Origin of the sequence: Sphingomonas sp. BK036 (genome assembly GCF_004216825.1) — a bacterium.
Classification (GTDB): domain Bacteria; phylum Pseudomonadota; class Alphaproteobacteria; order Sphingomonadales; family Sphingomonadaceae; genus Sphingomonas.
On record NZ_SGXR01000009.1, the window covers coordinates 35759 to 51679 of the forward strand.

Below are 15921 nucleotides of genomic sequence, written 5' to 3' on the forward strand. Positions count from 1 at the left end.
GGGACGTTTCCGCCCCGTCGATGCCCGGCGGGGGGGCTGCCAACACGCATATTTAATATTGGCAGCCTGCCTCGCCCGTCATCGCTATGTTCATGTTCGCATGTTATATATGGCGCGTGACAACAGCCATTCCCCATAACTACGCCATCGGCATCGAGCCGGCTGACATCGACTTCATGGGTCACGTCAACAACGCGAACTATCTGAAGTGGGTACAGGCGGCAGTGATCGACCATTGGCAGCGGCTTGCGCCCGCCGATGCGGTCGCCGGGCACCTGTGGGTCGCGCTCAAGCACGAGATCACCTACCGAAAGCCGGCCTTCCTGAACGACGACGTGATCGCGACGGTGCTGCTCGAAAAGGTGCAGGGCGCGCGCGCGTTCTACGAGACGATCATCAAGCGCGGCGAGGATGTGCTGGCCGAGGTGAAGTCGAGCTGGTGCTGCCTCGATGCGGAAACGCTGCGGCCCTCGCGACTCGCGAGCAACGTGGTCGAGCGGTTCTTCCCGAAGGATTGAGGCCGCCACCACCCCGGCGAAGGCCGGGGTCCAATTGGTGAGGTGGCGGTAAGGGCGCGCAGTTCCTTGTTATTGCCGCCCCCCAATTGGGCCCCGGCCTTCGCCGGGGTGGTGCGTTGGTGATAGCGCATCACACCACCTCGTACGGCACAGCGCCGCGCCGATCCGGATCGACGCGGATATCGCTGGCCGCCGGCGGAAACGCGCGCTGGTCGCAGTCGGTGCGCAGGCAGATTCGGCACGAAGACCCGATCGGCGTCGCGATCCCCCCGGTCCCCAGCGCGTCCGCATAGATGAACTCCGACGCATTCGCCTCCTCGCAGCCCAGCGCCACCGCATAGCGCCGCGCCGGCCGCGTATAGGTCTCGGACGGCTTTACCAGCCCCTTCGCCATCGAGACGTAGCGGATCCCGTCGGTCGTCTCGATCAGCTGAGTCAGGATCCGGTCCGGAATCGCGACCGCCTCGTGGACGATCCAGAGCGGACACGCCCCCCCGAACCGCGCGAACTGCAACCGCGTGGCCGAATGCCGCTTGGTGATATTCCCCGCCATGTCGACCCGGCAAAAGAAGAACGGAATGCCGAGCGCACCGGGGCGCTGCAACGTCGAGAGCCGGTGGCAGGTCTGCTCGAAGCTCGTCCCGAAGATCCGCCGCAGCCGGTCGATATCATGGCGTACGCTGCGCGCCTCGGCGCGGAAGCGGGTGTAAGGCATCACGATCGCGCCCGCCGCGTAGTTGGTGAGCCCCGCGGTCAGCAGCGCGCGCGCGGTTTCCGACACCATCTCCGACGCGGCGACGATCCCGCCGATCACGTCGCCGAACTCGTGCCGCGCGACCTGATGCGCGAGCGAGAACAGGATCGTCTCGCCCGGCTGCGATCCGTCGAGCCGGAGGGTGGCCCCGTCATACTCGCGCAAGGGTGCTGCGAGCGCGCCCGAGATCGCCACCGATACGCCGCGCGCCACGAGCCTTGCCTCGAGCGCGGCGATCCGGTCGCTGCCCAGCGTCTCGCCAATCTCCTCCGCACGGCGGTCGAGCGTGTCGACATAATTGCCCGCCGCGTGAAACCAGTCGCGGACATCCTCCCATGGCAGCAGCCCGGGTGCGCCCGACCCCGCGACCAGTCGGTCGTCGAGCGCGCGCAACTGCTCCTGCGCACGGCGATACGCGTCGTGCATCGCGACGAGCCGCTGCGCGAGCAACGGCTGGTGCTTCACCGCACGGCGGATCGCGCGCTCGTCGAGCGTAGGCGCCGCGACGCTGGTGTCCGTGACCGCCTCGAGCGTCGCAACGAGCAGCGCGGTGTCGTCCGCCGCATCGATGCTGCCCCAATCGGCGGGAAATTCGCGCGCGAGCGTCACGAGCACGGCTTCGCTGACCGGGCGATCGCCATTCTCGATCTGCGACAGATAGCTGACAGAGATGCCGATCCGCACCGCCATTGCCGCCTGGCTGATCCCGAGCGTCCCGCGCAAGGTCCGCAGCCGGTGTCCGACGAAGAGGCGACGAGGGGGCGTGGTCATTCCTCAAGCCTAGTTTGCAAACATGTGTGCTACAAGTTTGCAACATTGCATTTGCACGAAGCGTCCCGCTCTGTGAAGGCAACCAGCAGGACGGAGAGACGATGTCATCGACGATCGAAGAGCTTGAACGACGCCGCGAAGCCGCAAGAGTGGGCGGGGGTATCAAGCGGATCGGAGCGCAGCACGCCAAGGGAAAGCTCACCGCGAGAGAGCGCCTTGACGTGCTGCTGGACGAGGGATCGTTCGAGGAGCTCGATATGTATGTCGAGCATAACTGCGTCGATTTCGGCATGCAGGATCAGGTGATCCCCGGCGACGGCGTGGTCACGGGATCGGGCACGATCAACGGCCGCCTCGTCTTCGTCTTCAGCCAGGATTTCACCGTCTTCGGCGGGTCGCTCAGCGAGCGTCATGCGCAGAAGATCTGCAAGGTGATGGACAGCGCGATGAAGGTCGGCGCGCCGATCATCGGGCTGAACGACAGCGGTGGCGCGCGAATCCAGGAGGGCGTGGCCTCGCTGGGCGGCTATGCCGAGGTGTTCCAGCGCAATGCGCTCGCGAGCGGCGTCGTGCCGCAGCTTTCGCTGATCATGGGGCCCTGCGCGGGCGGCGCGGTCTACAGCCCGGCGATGACCGACTTCATCTTCATGGTGAAGGATTCGAGCTACATGTTCGTGACCGGCCCCGATGTGGTCAAGACGGTGACGAACGAGGTGGTCACGCAGGAGGCGCTGGGCGGCGCGGTGACGCACACGACCAAGACGTCGGTCGCGGACAATGCGTTCGAGAATGATATCGAGGCACTGCTCGCGGCGCGCGACTTCTTCGATTTCCTGCCCGAATCGAACCGTGCGGGCGTGCCCGAGCGCCCGACCGCGGACGAGTGGGACCGGATCGAGAACAGCCTCGACACGCTGGTGCCGGCCTCGGCGAACCAGCCCTACGACATGCACGAGCTGATCCGGAAGGTCGTCGACGAGGGCGATTTCTTCGAGACGCAGCCGGCGCATGCGGCCAACATCATCACCGGTTTCGGCCGGATCGAGGGGCGCACGGTCGGCTTCGTCGCGAACCAGCCGATGGTGCTGGCGGGTGTGCTCGACATCAATTCGTCGAAGAAGGCGGCGCGGTTCGTGCGCTTCTGCGACGCGTTCGAGATCCCGATCGTGACGTTCGTCGACGTCCCCGGCTTCCTGCCCGGCACCGCGCAGGAGCATAACGGCATCATCAAGCACGGCGCGAAGCTGCTGTTCGCCTATGCCGAGGCGACCGTGCCGAAGATCACCGTCATCACGCGCAAGGCTTACGGCGGCGCGTACGACGTGATGGCGTCGAAGCACCTGCGCGGCGACCTCAACTATGCGTGGCCGACCGCGGAAATCGCGGTGATGGGCGCGAAGGGCGCGGTCGAGATCATCTTCCGTGGCAAGACGCCCGAGGAGATCGCCGAGCGTACCGCAGAATATGAGGCGCGCTTCGCCAACCCGTTCGTCGCGGCGTCTAAGGGCTTTATCGACGAGGTAATCCAGCCGCACTCGACCCGCCGCCGGATCGCGCTCGGCCTACGGAAACTCCGCGGCAAGAGCCTGGAGAATCCGTGGAAGAAGCATGACAACATCCCGCTGTGACCCCGCGTGTCATGCGGTCCGGCCCAGCCTCCGTCACCCCAGCGACCGCTGGGATCTGACGCGGCCGGGCGGCGGTTCGCGTGCTGAAACTTCGGCATCCGCTGGAGTGATGACGTGCCGGGGGACGGAGGTATCATGCTAGCGTTTCTCCTGCTTCTCCAAGCCGCCGCGCCAGCCGGCCCCGCCTGGAAACTCGCCGATCGCACCAGTCCCGCGGGCGTGCGCAGTATCTCCGCGTCGGTTACCGGCAATGACGGGCTCTCGCGGTTCGTCGTGAAGTGCGACGTCGCGTCAGAACCGATCGTGTCGATCCAGTTCATCCAGCCGCAGCCGCTCGGGTCCGGTGCGGACAAGCCCGTCGCAGTACGGTTCGATGGCGGGCCGGCCTTCACCTATAACTGGCAGTTTCCGGGGACGGGGACCTATATCACCGATCCCGAGGCGATCACCCGGCTGACCAGTTTCCTGGTCAAGTCGAAGACGGTGCGCGTCGAGACGACCAATGGCGCGAGCTTCGCGGTGCAGGCGAACTTCGCCGCGCCGGCCAGCGATGCGATGGTGCGGCAGGTGCTCGGCGTCTGTGGCTACACGCTCGGAGTTGTTCCCCCGGTACCGGTCAGGCCCGCCGCGGAGCCGGCCGAATGACGCGTTGTATCGCCGCCAGCCGCACATTATCATGTCATGATAAGGAGTCGTGACATGCAGACCGAACGCGTGACGTTTCTGACTTCGCCCGATCACAAGGCGGCACTCGATGCCTTTGCCGCCAGCAATGGTAAATCCGTCGGCCACGTCCTGCGCGAGGCCTCCACGCGGTATCTCGCGGCGGAGGACCGTGCCGACGGGGACGATGACAAGGCGCTGGCGCTGATCCTGCCTGAGATCGAGGCGATGTTGCCGCACTGGCATGCGAAAATCGATTCGATGGAGCAGTCGATCGACCGCGCGCTCGAGGCGATCGAGCGTGCGCTGGCGGGCGACCCGGTCCCGATGAGCCACGCCGCATGAGCGCGACCGAGAAGGCATTCGGCGTCATCAAGGCGTTGCTGACGTACCAGGAGCGGCTCGATGGGCTCGACGCGAAGCTCACCGGGCTGAGCGCAGGGCTCGCGCGCCTCGCCGACAGCCATGTCGCGTTGCGCGAACGCGTCAGCCGCATCGAGGGACTGATCGAGGGCGCCGCGATGGCGCGCCGGACGCCCGACAGCCCGAGGATCGAGGGATGACCGCTACGCTGGGCCGCCTCAACCATGTCGGCGTCGCGACGCCGTCGATCGCGAAATCGATCGAGACGTATCGCACGCTGCTTGGCGCGACCGCGATCGGCGAACCGTTCGATCTGCCCGCGCAGGGGGTGAAGGTGTGCTTCATCGACGCGCCCAACACGCAGATCGAGCTGATCGAGCCCTATGACGACAGCTCGCCGATCGCGGGGTTCCTGCGCAAGAACCCCGCGGGCGGGCAGCATCATGTCTGCTTCGAGGTCGCGGATATCGACGCGGCGGTCGCCGATCTGAAGGCGAAGGGCGCGACCGTGCTCGGCGAACCGCGGATCGGCGCGCATGGCACGCCGATCGTGTTCGTCCACCCGAAGGACTTTGGCGGGATGCTCGTCGAACTCATGGAAACACCGAAGGGCGCACACTGATGGCCGAGCATATCCTGAGCGAACGGCGCGGCGACGTGCTGGTTTTGACGCTGAACCGCCCCGACCGGCTGAATGCCGCGCCGCCTGCGATGTTCGAGGAACTGGCGGCGGCGCTCGCCGATCTCGACGGTGCGCGCGCGGTGCTGATCGCGGGCGCGGGGCGGGCGTTTTGCTCAGGCGCCGATGTCGGCGGCGGGGCGCTCGGCTCGGACAATCCGGGCGAGGCGACCTATGCGGCGCTGACCCGGAGCTATAATCCGACGATGGTGGCGATCGCCGACCTGTCGGTGCCAGTGGTCAGCGCGGTGCGCGGGCCGGCGGCGGGGATCGGTTGCAGCCTCGCGCTCGCCGCCGATTTCTGCGTCGCGAGCGAGAGCGCGTATTTCCTCCAGGCGTTCGTCAATATCGGGCTGGTGCCCGATGGCGGCGCGTCGTGGATGTTGCCGCGGCTGATCGGCCGCGCGCGCGCGACCGAGATGATGATGCTGGGCGAGCGCGTGCCCGCCGCCAAGGCGCTCGACTGGGGGATGGTGCACAAGGTCGTCGCGGACGACGCGCTCGACGCCGAGGCGTTCGCGCTGGCCGAGCGGCTGGCGGCGATGCCGACGATCGCGCTCGGGCTGATGCGGCGCGCGATCACCGCGGCGTATGCGAGCGACTATGCGGGCGCGATGGAGGCCGAGGCGGTCAACCAGCGCGCGGCGCGCGGGTCGGCGGATTCGATGGAGGGCGGCATTGCCTTCCTGACGAAGCGCAAGCCGGTGTTCACGGGCAAGTGACGCTCCTCAACGCCACCGCCCCGGCGAAGGCCGGGGCCCAATTGGGCAAGCGTCCTTTGGCCGGTGCTGCGCTGCGTTACCTCGATCTTTCCAATTGGACTCCGGCCTCCGCCGGGGTGGTGTTTTAAGCATGACTGACAAGACGAACCCCACCCTCGCCGACTGGCAGGCCGCCGCCGCCAAGGAAGTCAAAGGCGCCGACCTCACTTGGGCGACCCCCGAAGGGATCGACGTCAAGCCGCTCTACACCGCGGATGACGTCACCGCCGACCCCGGCCTCCCAGGGTTCGCCCCCTTCACCCGCGGTGTCCGCGCATCGATGTACGCCGGCCGGCCGTGGACGATCCGCCAGTACGCGGGCTTCTCCACCGCCGAGGCCTCCAACGCCTTCTACCGGCGTAACCTCGCCGCGGGGCAGAAAGGCCTCTCGGTCGCGTTCGATCTCGCCACGCACCGCGGCTACGACTCCGACCATCCGCGCGTCACCGGCGACGTCGGCAAGGCAGGCGTGGCGATCGACAGCGTCGAGGACATGAAGATCCTGTTCGACGGCATCCCGCTCGACAAGATGTCGGTCAGCATGACGATGAACGGCGCGGTGATCCCGATCCTCGCCTTCTTCATCGTCGCGGGCGAGGAGCAGGGCGTGCCACGCCATCTGCTCGACGGGACCATCCAGAACGACATCCTCAAGGAGTTCATGGTCCGCAACACGTACATCTACCCGCCCGAGCCGAGCATGCGGATCATCTCGGACATCTTCGGCTACACGAGCCGCGAGATGCCCAAGTTCAACAGCATCTCGATCAGCGGCTATCACATGCAGGAGGCGGGGGCGACGCAGCTCCACGAGCTCGCCTTCACGATCGCCGACGGGATGGAATATGTGAAATACGGCGTCGCAAGCGGGCTCGACATCGACAAGTTCGCCGGGCGCCTCTCGTTCTTCTTCGCGATCGGCATGAACTTCTTTATGGAGATCGCCAAGCTGCGCGCCGCCCGCGTCCTCTGGCACCGCGCGATGACGCAGCTGGGCGCGCAGGACGAGCGGTCGAAGATGCTGCGCACGCATTGCCAGACGAGCGGAGTCTCGCTCACCGAGCAGGACCCGTACAACAACGTCATGCGCACGACGATCGAGGCGATGGCGGCGATGCTGGGGGGCACGCAGTCGCTCCACACCAACGCGCTCGACGAGGCGATCGCGCTGCCGACCGACTTCTCCGCCCGGATCGCGCGCAACACGCAGATCGTGCTCCAGGAAGAGACGGGGATGACCAAGGTCGTCGATCCGCTCGGCGGCAGTTACTATGTCGAGAGCCTGACGCAGAGCCTGGTCGACGGCGCGTGGACGCTGATCGAGCGGATCCAGGCCGAAGGCGGGATGGCGAAGGCGGTCGCGGCGGGCTGGCCCAAGGCGATGATCGAGGAAGCCGCCGCGGGGCGCCAGGCGCGCGTCGATCGCGGCGAGGACGTCATCGTCGGCGTGAACAAGTACAAGCTCGCCGAACAGGACGCGATCGAGATCCTCGACGTGGACAATGTCGCGGTGCGCGCAGGCCAGGTCGAACGGATCGCGCGCGTAAAGGCGACGCGCGACGAGGACGCGTGCCGCGCCGCGCTCGATGCGCTGCGCGAGGGCGCGCGAATTCCTCCCCGGAACGGGGAGGGGGACCAGCCAACGGCTGGTGGAGGGGGAGCTCCACACACGGATACGCCCGTGGAGACCCCCCTCCGTCAGCCTTCGGCTGCCACCTCCCCGGATCGGGGAGGATTTGAGAATAACCTGCTCGCGCTCGCCGTCGACTGCGCGCGCGCGCGCGCGACGCTCGGCGAAATCTCGTCGGCGATGGAGGACGTGTTCGGCCGCTACGGCACGCAGCCGACCCCCGTGTCGGGCGTCTATGGCGGCGCCTATGAGGACGACGCACGCTGGACCCGCCTGACCGACGGTGTCGCGGCGACCGAGCGTCGCATGGGCCGCAAGCCCCGCATGCTCGTCGCCAAGATGGGCCAGGACGGGCATGACCGCGGCGCCAACCTCGTCTCGTCGATGTTCGGCGATCTGGGGTTCGAGATCGTGCCGGGCGCGCTGTTCCAGACCCCGGCGGAGGTCGCCACGCTGGCGCTCGCCAAGGACGTCGACATCGTGGGCGCCTCTAGCTTGGCGGCGGGACACAAGACGCTGATCCCCGAACTGATCGATCACCTGCGCGAGGCGGGGCGCGCGGATATCAAGGTGATCGCGGGTGGCGTTATTCCCGCACAGGACTATCAGGCGCTGCGTGATGCCGGGGTCCAGGCGATCTTCGGACCCGGCACCAACCTGATCCAGGCCGCCGAGGACGTCTTGAAGCTCCTCGGCCATAATATGGGCCCGCAAGAGGAAGCCGCAGAATGACGACCGAAATTCTAGACCTTCTCCCCTCCCGCCTGCGGGAGGGGTCGGGGGAGGGCAGTGCCGCAAACACTGCCGCCACCGCCGTATCGGGCCAGCCCCTCCCCCGACCCCTCCCGCAAGCGGAAGGGGAGTCCAGGACCGACTGGACCCGCCCGGAAATCGCCGCGCTGTTCGACCTGCCGTTCGACGAACTCATGTACCGCGCGCAGACCGTTCACCGCGCGCATCACGCGGTCAGCGAAGTGCAGCTGTGCACGCTCTTGTCGATCAAGACCGGCGGCTGCCCCGAGGATTGCGGCTATTGCTCGCAGTCCGCGAGCGCGGACACGCAGCTGAAGGCGGAAAAGCTGATGGACGTCGACGCCGTCCTCGCCGACGCCGCGCAGGCCAAGGCGGCCGGCTCGCAGCGCTTCTGCATGGGCGCCGCGTGGCGCAACCCTAAAGCCCGCGACATGCCGAAGGTCGTCGCGATGGTCGAGGGCGTCCGCGCGATGGGGCTGGAGACGTGCATGACGCTCGGCATGCTCGACGCCGATCAGGCGAAGCAGCTCGCCGACGCCGGTCTCGATTACTACAACCACAATATCGACACCTCGCCGGAGAATTACGGCAACGTCATCACCACGCGCACTTTCGGCGACCGCCTCGAGACGCTGGCCAACGTCCGCGACGCCGGGATCTCGGTGTGCTGCGGCGGGATCGTCGGAATGGGCGAGACGCGCAGCGACCGCGTCGGCTTCGTCCATGCGCTCGCCACGCTGCCGCGCCACCCGGAGAGCGTTCCCGTCAACGCGCTGGTCCCGGTCAAGGGGACGGTGCTCGGCAACATGCTCGCCGACACGCCGCTTGCACAGATCGACGACATCGAATTCGTCCGCACCGTGGCGGTCGCGCGCATCACGATGCCGCTCAGCATGGTTCGCCTGTCCGCCGGTCGCGAGAGCATGTCCGAAGCGACGCAGGCGTTGTGCTTCATGGCGGGCGCGAACTCTATCTTCACCGGCGACAAGCTGCTCACCACGGGCAACGCTGGCGACAGCGCCGATGCGACATTGCTAGCCAAGCTCGGGATGACACCGATGGTCGGCCCCGAACCGATGCGCGAGGCCAAGACATGCTGCTGATCGCGCTGCTGCTGAGCGCCGCCGCGCCGATCCAGACGCAGGCCGACATGAACCGGTCCGCGGGCACCAGCTATGCGCAGGCGGATGCGGCGATGACCGCGCAGTGGAAGCGCACCTATGCCTATATGAAGCAGCGCGACGGGCAGGACGGGTCGCGCGGCGGCGGGTTCGGTTATGCCGCGGCGTTGCTCGAGAGCCAGCGCGCCTGGCTCAAGTTCCGCGATACGCAATGCGTGATCGAGGGCGGGCAATATGCCGGCGGTTCGGCACAGGGCCCGACGACAGCCGGGTGCCGCACCGATCTGACCAAGGCCCGGACGGCGCAGCTCAAATCGATGATTTGGTACCAGTAACCCCAAGCCCGCACCCGGGCCATGTCCGGGGAGACGGCACAGAGTAGGGCGAGAGATGTTCAAGAAAATCCTGGTCGCCAATCGCGGCGAGATCGCGTGTCGGGTCATGCGGACCGCCAAGGCGATGGGCATCAAGACCGTCGCGGTCTACTCCGATGCCGATTCGCGCAGCCCGCACGTGCTGATGGCCGACGAGGCGGTCCGGCTCGGGCCGGCACCCGCGGCGGAGAGCTATCTCAATGCCGAGCTGATCCTGCTCGCGGCCAAGGAGACGGGCGCGGACTGTATTCATCCGGGGTACGGCTTCCTGTCCGAGCGCGAGAGTTTCGCGCGCGCGTGCGCCGAGGCGGGCATCGCGTTCGTCGGGCCACCGCCGGCCGCGATCGCTGCGATGGGCGACAAGATCGAATCGAAGAAGCTCGCCAAGGCGGCGGTCGTCAACGTTGTGCCGGGCTATCTCGGCGAGATCGACAGCACCGATCACGCGGTCGAGATCGCGGGCGGCATCGGTTACCCGGTGATGATGAAGGCGTCGGCCGGCGGCGGCGGCAAGGGCATGCGACTCGCCTATAGCGAGCAGGACGTCCGCGAAGGCTTCGAGGCGACCAAGCGCGAGGGGCTGGCGTCGTTCGGCGACGACCGCGTGTTCATCGAGAAGTTCATCGAAAGCCCGCGCCATATCGAGATCCAGCTGATCGGCGACCAGCACGGCAACATCGTCTACCTCAACGAACGCGAATGCTCGATCCAGCGCCGCCACCAGAAGGTCGTCGAGGAGGCGCCGTCGCCGTTCGTGACGCCCGAGATGCGCAAGGCGATGGGCGAACAGGCGGTCGCACTAGCGCGCGCGGTGGGCTATTATTCCGCCGGAACGGTCGAGCTGATCGTGTCGGGTGCGGACACGACGGGGGAGGGGTTCTATTTCCTCGAGATGAACACCCGGCTCCAGGTCGAGCATCCGGTGACCGAGGAGATTACCGGGCTCGATCTGGTCGAACTGATGATCCGCGTCGCCGCCGGCGAGCCGCTCGGCTTTTCGCAGGACGACGTGAAGCTCAACGGCTGGTCGATCGAGAACCGGGTTTATGCGGAGGACCCGTATCGTGGCTTCCTGCCGAGCATCGGCCGGCTGGTCCGGTACAACCCGCCCGAGACAAGCATTCCCCTCCCGCTTGCGGGAGGGGTTAGGGGAGGGCGTGACATACACGCCGACCACGACGCCGCCGGGTCGGCCCCTCCCCCGACCCCTCCCGCAAGCGGAAGGGGAGATGCGTATGTCCGCGTAGACGACGGCGTCCGCGAGGGCGGCGAGGTCAGCATGTTCTACGACCCGATGATCGCCAAGCTCATCACCTGGGCGCCCACCCGCGACGCCGCGATCGCCGCGCAGATCGCCGCGCTCGACGCGTTCGAGCTCGAGGGGCCGGGCAACAACATCGATTTCCTCTCGGCGATCATGCAGCATCCGCGCTTCCAGTCGGGCGCGCTCACCACCGGGTTCATCGCCGAGGAATATCCCGACGGCTTCCACGGCGCGCCCGCCGATGCCGGGCTGCTCAAGACGCTCGCGGCGGTCGCCGCGTTCGCCGCCACTGCGGAGGCCGACCGCGCGCGCCGCGTCGACGGCCAACTCGGCAAGCGCCTGCGCCCGCCCGCCGACTGGTCGGTGACGATCGATAAAATCGACCACACGGTGACCGTCTCGACCGACGGCATCGCGGTCGATGGCGAGGAGCTCGATCTGGCGCTCGAATACACGCCGGGCGACCGGATGGTTGTCGCTGACGGCCACGGCGTCGATGGCGACGAGCATCTGACGATCCGCATCGCCAAGGTGCGCGCGGGCTTCAAGCTCACCACCCGCGGCGCGAGCCACGTCGCGCGCGTGCTGCCGGCGCGCTTCGCCCCCTATACCGCGCACATGATCGAGAAGGTCGCGCCCGATCTGTCGAAGTTCCTGATCTGCCCGATGCCGGGTCTGCTCGTCCGGCTCGACGTCGCGGCGGGCGACAGGGTCGAGGCGGGGCAGCCGCTCGCGGTGGTCGAAGCGATGAAGATGGAGAACATCCTGCGCGCCGAGAAGACCGGCACGGTGAAGTCGGTCGCGGCGAAGACCGGCGACAGCCTCGCGGTCGACCAAGTGATCCTCGAACTCGACTAAAGCGTGCGACCGTGCCGGTCGGCCTGGCCTCGGCCGGGGTGACGGGGGCGGCAAACTGTTTCCCCGCGAAGGCGGGGACCCAGTTTGGGCTCCCGCCTTCGCGGGAGAACAACGGGGGGCGTTTGTGTTTTGCGAACACCACCCCACTGGTACACCACCCCGGCGAAGGCCGGGGCCCAAATGGCAAGGTCGTCGTAATCGCACGCGAACCTCGATCATTATTGGCCCCAATTGGGCCCCGGCCTTCGCCGGGGTGGTGGAGGCGAAGACCCTCCCGTTTACCCGCCCATCGCTGTACAGCGCCGCGGATGACACTCCTCCGTTACCTCGCCGCGCTGCTCCTCGCGGTGACCGCGATCACCGCGCTCCCCGCCGCCGCACAGGACGAGGCGAAGGTCGCGACCGTTGCCGCCGGCCTCACCCAGGCGTCGGCCGAGCTCCAGGCGATCGACGACGCCACCCCGGCGGCGCGCGACGACAAGGCGCGGCAGGCGTTGCGCGACCGCGCGCAGGCGGTGCAGACCACCGCCGCCGACGCGGTGCGCACGCTGACGCCCGAGATGGCGCTGGTCCAGGCGCGCGTCACCGAGCTCGGCACCGCGACTCCCGGCGTCGTCGAGGCCCCCGAGATCCGCGCGCAACGCAAGCTCCTAGCGCAAAGCCAGTCGGCGATCGACTCGGCGATCAAGCGCGCGCGGCTGATCGGGATCGAAGCCAAGCAGCAGATCGACGATATCGGCGCCGCCGAGGCGGAGGAGCTCGGCCAGCAATTGTCCGAGAACACCGGTTCGCCGCTGTCGCCGACGCTATGGGCGGCGATCATCGATCACCTGCCCCGCGATAGCGCGCGGCTCAAGCGGTTCGCCACGACCGAGTTTCGCCAGTTTGCGGCGCGGTTCGATACGCGCGCGGGCACCGGCCTGCTGGTCGGGCTGCTCGCCGCGCTCGTCCTGCTCATTCCGCTGCGGCGCTGGCTGCACGGCGTCGGGCGTCGCTATGCGGCCAATCATACGCCGGGCGGTAGGCTGCGACGCTCGGCCTATGCGCTGTGGCTGGTGGTGATCGGCACCGCGCTGCCGGGGCTCGCCGCCTGGGCACTCGTCGCGTCGTTGCGCTGGGGCGGGCTCGTCTCGCCCGCGTTTAGCCGGTTCGGCGCGATCTTCGTCGGCATTTCGTGGTTTGCCGCCTTCGTCTCGTCACTCGGCGGTGCGCTGCTGCTGCGGACCCAGCCGACGTGGCGGTTGCTGCCGATCGGCGATGCCGCGGCATACGCGCTCCGGCCGTATAGCTGGATGGCGGCGGCGCTGATCTTCGTCGGCCAGCTGCTGATCGCGACCAACCTGCTCATCGGCGTCAGCGCGCCCGCATCGAGCGCGGCCAACGCGGTCGTCGCGCTGTTGCACATCGTCCTGCTTGGCGCGATCCTGGTGACGCTCGGCCGGTTGCGCGCCGCCGCGCTGCCCGATCCGGCCAAGCCCGCGCGCAACACGCTGCTCGCGATCGTAGCGACCCTGGTCTGGCTGGTGCTGATCGCGGCGCTCGTCGCGGGGCTGATCGGCTATGTGAACTTCGCACTCAAGGTTGCGACGTGGCTGGTCTGGGGCGCGATCGTCGGGGCGAGCCTGTACCTGATGATGACCTTCACCGACGACGCGTGCCGGACGCTGTTGTCGAGCGGCAACCGCCTCGGCCGCTCGGCAAACAGCGGTTTCGGCGTCGACAACAAGACGGTCGACCAGATCGGCGTGCTGCTGTCGGCCGTATTGCGGCTGTTGCTGATCATGCTGGCGGTCGGTGCCGTCATGGCGCCATTCGGGGCGGGCGTCGGGTCAGCGTTCGAACTGTTCGGGACGGTCGCGAACGGAGTCACGATCGGCCAGATCACCATCTCGCCAGGCGCGGTGCTGCGCTCGATCGCGGTGCTGTTCGTCGCGCTGGCGATCATGCGCGGGCTGCAGCATTGGCTGGTCAACAGCTATCTGCCGACCACGTCGATGGATGCCGGCGCGCAGAATTCGGTGACGATGGTCGCGCGCTATGCGGGGATCATCGCCGCGGTGCTGTGGGCGCTGGGGGCGCTCGGCATCGGCATGGAGAAGCTCGCTGTCGTGCTCGGCGCGCTGTCGGTCGGGATCGGCTTCGGCCTCCAGGCGATCACGCAGAACTTCGTCTCAGGCCTGATCCTGCTCGCCGAACGCCCGGTCAAGATCGGCGACCTCGTCCGGATCGGCAACATGGAGGGCGACGTGAAGCGGATCAACGTCCGCTCGACCGAGATCCAGGTCGCCGATCGATCGACGCTGATCGTGCCCAATTCGGAGCTGATCACCAAGACGATCCAGAACATGACGCTCGCGGCCCCCCTCGGCCGGATCCAGCTGCAATTCTCGGTCCCGCTCGAGGAGGATCTCGATGCCGTGCGCACGATGTTGTTCGCCGCGTTCGCCGAGAAGCACGAGGTGCTCGACGACCCGGAGGCGAAGGTGTTCATCGATTCGATCGACGCCGGCCGCGCCAAGTTCAACTGCTTCGCCTATGTGGCGAGCCCGCGCGATGCCTATCCGATCCGCAGCGAATTGCTGTTCACGCTGCTCCGCCAGTTTCGCGAGGCGGGGATCGAGGTCGGATCGACCGCGACCAAGATGGAGCTGGTCGGCTCGTTCGCCCCGACCCCGCAGCCCGGGGACGATAATTCCGGCTAGAACAGCGCATAGGGCAACGACACGCTGAAGCTCGATCCCGCCGCCATCGTGCCACGCGGGCGGATGCGGACATTGGTGACCGCCTTCGGCGCGGTGGTCGGATCGTAGGTCCAGGTGGCGCCGTTGTCCGACGAGAAATCGACGTCGTCGGTCGTGCTCCCCGGCGCGGTGTAGGTGGCGCCGAGCGACGACGCGGGCGATCCCTCCGTGGGGACGAGATACGCGGTCGAGACGGTCCCGTCGCCGTCCAGCGCAACCGTGGCGCGAGCCGGTGTCGGCAGTACGACGGCGACCGAATTGGCGTCGACTGCGACGATATCGGTGTTGGTGAGCGTGATCGTCGTCCGCTGTCTGCTGCCGGGAATCGCGCGCGGATTATTGGTGGTCGAGATCGGATCATAGGTCGTGCGGGTGGTGATCACGACTCCGACCGGCCTCGCCGAGACGACCATCGTCACGTCGACCCTTGCCGGGGTAACGCCGCTGCTCTGGTCGAGCGTACCGGCGCAGACGCCCAGCGCGCCGAGCAACGAGCAGAATCGCCACTCCCAACCGATCGTGAAGCTGCCTGTATAGGTCCCCGGCTTGACCGCCGTCAGCGACGACGGGCGGACATAGACCTGGACGTTGCGCGCCGCTCCGCCCAGCAATCCGAGCAGGTTGATGACCCCGCCGTTCATGTAGACGAACGGTGTGCCGGGCGTGAACGGATACGCGCCCGCATTATCCGCGGCGATCACATAGCGTGCGGTGACGGTATCCGCCGCGTTGGTCGAGGTCAGCTTGAACCCGTCCGCGCTGGTGACCGTGGCGCGCAGGAAATTGCCCGACAGCACCGATATCACGGTTCCCGGGCAGTCGAAGCCGCCCGGCACCGCACCGTATGGCGGTGCACCATTGACCAGTGCCGGGGGCGAATAGGTGCCGAGCGCGGTCGGGCCGGTATTGGTGACCGCGCAGGCCGCCCATGCCGAGGACGGCGCGCAGGCAAGGAGGGCGAGGAACAGTTTCGGCAGTCCGGTCGTCAACGCTTCGCCCTCTCGATTTAGGTCTGCGCGAGCTTGGCTGGCATTCGTTAATGC

The 15921-nt window shown here is 67.4% G+C and carries 14 protein-coding genes; 12 read left to right on the top strand and 2 right to left on the bottom strand.

The annotated features are described in order from the left end of the window. The first annotated feature begins 116 nt into the window (after positions 1 to 116). Positions 117 to 518, top strand: a complete 402-nt coding sequence (locus tag EV283_RS18000; RefSeq protein ID WP_107956985.1) for a thioesterase family protein — start codon at positions 117 to 119, stop codon at positions 516 to 518. 130 nt (positions 519 to 648) lie between these two features. Here the strand turns inward: EV283_RS18000 and EV283_RS18005 are convergent, their stop codons facing one another. After that, the gene (locus EV283_RS18005; RefSeq protein WP_130327805.1) at positions 649 to 2043 is read right to left on the bottom strand and encodes an XRE family transcriptional regulator; all 1395 of its coding nucleotides are present in this window, start codon (positions 2041 to 2043) and stop codon (positions 649 to 651) included. A gap of 101 nt (positions 2044 to 2144) precedes the next feature. Between EV283_RS18005 and EV283_RS18010 the strand changes: the two genes are divergently transcribed. The 11 genes from EV283_RS18010 (at position 2145) to EV283_RS18060 (ending at position 14839) form a co-directional block, all read left to right on the top strand. After that, complete coding sequence (locus tag EV283_RS18010) at positions 2145 to 3671, top strand: acyl-CoA carboxylase subunit beta (protein ID WP_130327807.1); 1527 nt, start codon at positions 2145 to 2147, stop codon at positions 3669 to 3671. 135 nt (positions 3672 to 3806) lie between these two features. Further along, positions 3807 to 4316, top strand: a complete 510-nt coding sequence (locus EV283_RS18015; protein WP_130327809.1) for a hypothetical protein — start codon at positions 3807 to 3809, stop codon at positions 4314 to 4316. A 54-nt stretch (positions 4317 to 4370) separates the two neighbouring features. Continuing rightward, a complete protein-coding gene (locus EV283_RS18020) occupies positions 4371 to 4679 on the top strand; it encodes a hypothetical protein (RefSeq protein ID WP_130327811.1) in 309 nt (102 codons plus the stop codon). After that, positions 4676 to 4897 carry a hypothetical protein gene (locus EV283_RS18025; protein ID WP_055882014.1) on the top strand — a complete coding sequence of 74 codons (222 nt, stop codon included), beginning with the start codon at positions 4676 to 4678 and terminating at the stop codon, positions 4895 to 4897. Before EV283_RS18020 ends, EV283_RS18025 begins: the two co-directional genes overlap by 4 nt. Next, positions 4894 to 5319, top strand: coding sequence for a methylmalonyl-CoA epimerase (gene mce, locus EV283_RS18030; protein WP_130327813.1), 426 nt, complete (start codon positions 4894 to 4896; stop codon positions 5317 to 5319). The genes EV283_RS18025 and mce overlap by 4 nt, the downstream gene beginning before the upstream one ends. Beyond that, entirely contained in the window at positions 5319 to 6098 is a 780-nt protein-coding gene (locus EV283_RS18035; protein WP_207223201.1) for an enoyl-CoA hydratase-related protein, read from the top strand. The genes mce and EV283_RS18035 overlap by 1 nt, the downstream gene beginning before the upstream one ends. 130 nt (positions 6099 to 6228) lie before the next feature. Continuing rightward, on the top strand, positions 6229 to 8499 hold the full coding sequence (gene scpA / locus EV283_RS18040; RefSeq protein WP_130327817.1) for a methylmalonyl-CoA mutase: 2271 nt from the start codon (positions 6229 to 6231) through the stop codon (positions 8497 to 8499). Then, a complete protein-coding gene (bioB, locus tag EV283_RS18045; protein WP_130327819.1) occupies positions 8496 to 9623 on the top strand; it encodes a biotin synthase BioB in 1128 nt (375 codons plus the stop codon). Before scpA ends, bioB begins: the two co-directional genes overlap by 4 nt. Next, positions 9614 to 9976, top strand: coding sequence for a lysozyme inhibitor LprI family protein (locus tag EV283_RS18050; protein ID WP_130327821.1), 363 nt, complete (start codon positions 9614 to 9616; stop codon positions 9974 to 9976). Before bioB ends, EV283_RS18050 begins: the two co-directional genes overlap by 10 nt. Before the next feature lie 55 nt (positions 9977 to 10031). Further along, positions 10032 to 12137, top strand: a complete 2106-nt coding sequence (locus EV283_RS18055; RefSeq protein WP_130327823.1) for an acetyl/propionyl/methylcrotonyl-CoA carboxylase subunit alpha — start codon at positions 10032 to 10034, stop codon at positions 12135 to 12137. Between the two features lie 308 nt (positions 12138 to 12445). Then, a complete protein-coding gene (locus tag EV283_RS18060; protein WP_130327825.1) occupies positions 12446 to 14839 on the top strand; it encodes a DUF3772 domain-containing protein in 2394 nt (797 codons plus the stop codon). On the opposite strand, the gene EV283_RS18065 is transcribed toward EV283_RS18060, so the two are convergent. Next, positions 14836 to 15867: a protein CsuE gene (locus EV283_RS18065; protein ID WP_130327827.1), complete on the bottom strand. Its 1032-nt coding sequence runs from the start codon at positions 15865 to 15867 to the stop codon at positions 14836 to 14838. The two genes, EV283_RS18060 and EV283_RS18065, sit on opposite strands and share 4 nt — an antisense overlap. Between the last annotated feature and the right edge of the window lie 54 nt (positions 15868 to 15921).

Coding starts and splice junctions, on each gene's coding strand:
- EV283_RS18050 (WP_130327821.1), top strand. CDS start 9,614: ATGCTGCTGATCGCGCTGCTGCTGAGCGCCGCCGCGCCGATCCAGACG.
- EV283_RS18015 (WP_130327809.1), top strand. CDS start 3,807: ATGCTAGCGTTTCTCCTGCTTCTCCAAGCCGCCGCGCCAGCCGGCCCC.
- EV283_RS18005 (WP_130327805.1), bottom strand. CDS start 2,043: ATGACCACGCCCCCTCGTCGCCTCTTCGTCGGACACCGGCTGCGGACC.
- bioB (WP_130327819.1), top strand. CDS start 8,496: ATGACGACCGAAATTCTAGACCTTCTCCCCTCCCGCCTGCGGGAGGGG.
- EV283_RS18035 (WP_207223201.1), top strand. CDS start 5,319: ATGGCCGAGCATATCCTGAGCGAACGGCGCGGCGACGTGCTGGTTTTG.
- EV283_RS18020 (WP_130327811.1), top strand. CDS start 4,371: ATGCAGACCGAACGCGTGACGTTTCTGACTTCGCCCGATCACAAGGCG.
- EV283_RS18010 (WP_130327807.1), top strand. CDS start 2,145: ATGTCATCGACGATCGAAGAGCTTGAACGACGCCGCGAAGCCGCAAGA.
- mce (WP_130327813.1), top strand. CDS start 4,894: ATGACCGCTACGCTGGGCCGCCTCAACCATGTCGGCGTCGCGACGCCG.
- scpA (WP_130327817.1), top strand. CDS start 6,229: ATGACTGACAAGACGAACCCCACCCTCGCCGACTGGCAGGCCGCCGCC.
- EV283_RS18025 (WP_055882014.1), top strand. CDS start 4,676: ATGAGCGCGACCGAGAAGGCATTCGGCGTCATCAAGGCGTTGCTGACG.
- EV283_RS18055 (WP_130327823.1), top strand. CDS start 10,032: ATGTTCAAGAAAATCCTGGTCGCCAATCGCGGCGAGATCGCGTGTCGG.
- EV283_RS18060 (WP_130327825.1), top strand. CDS start 12,446: ATGACACTCCTCCGTTACCTCGCCGCGCTGCTCCTCGCGGTGACCGCG.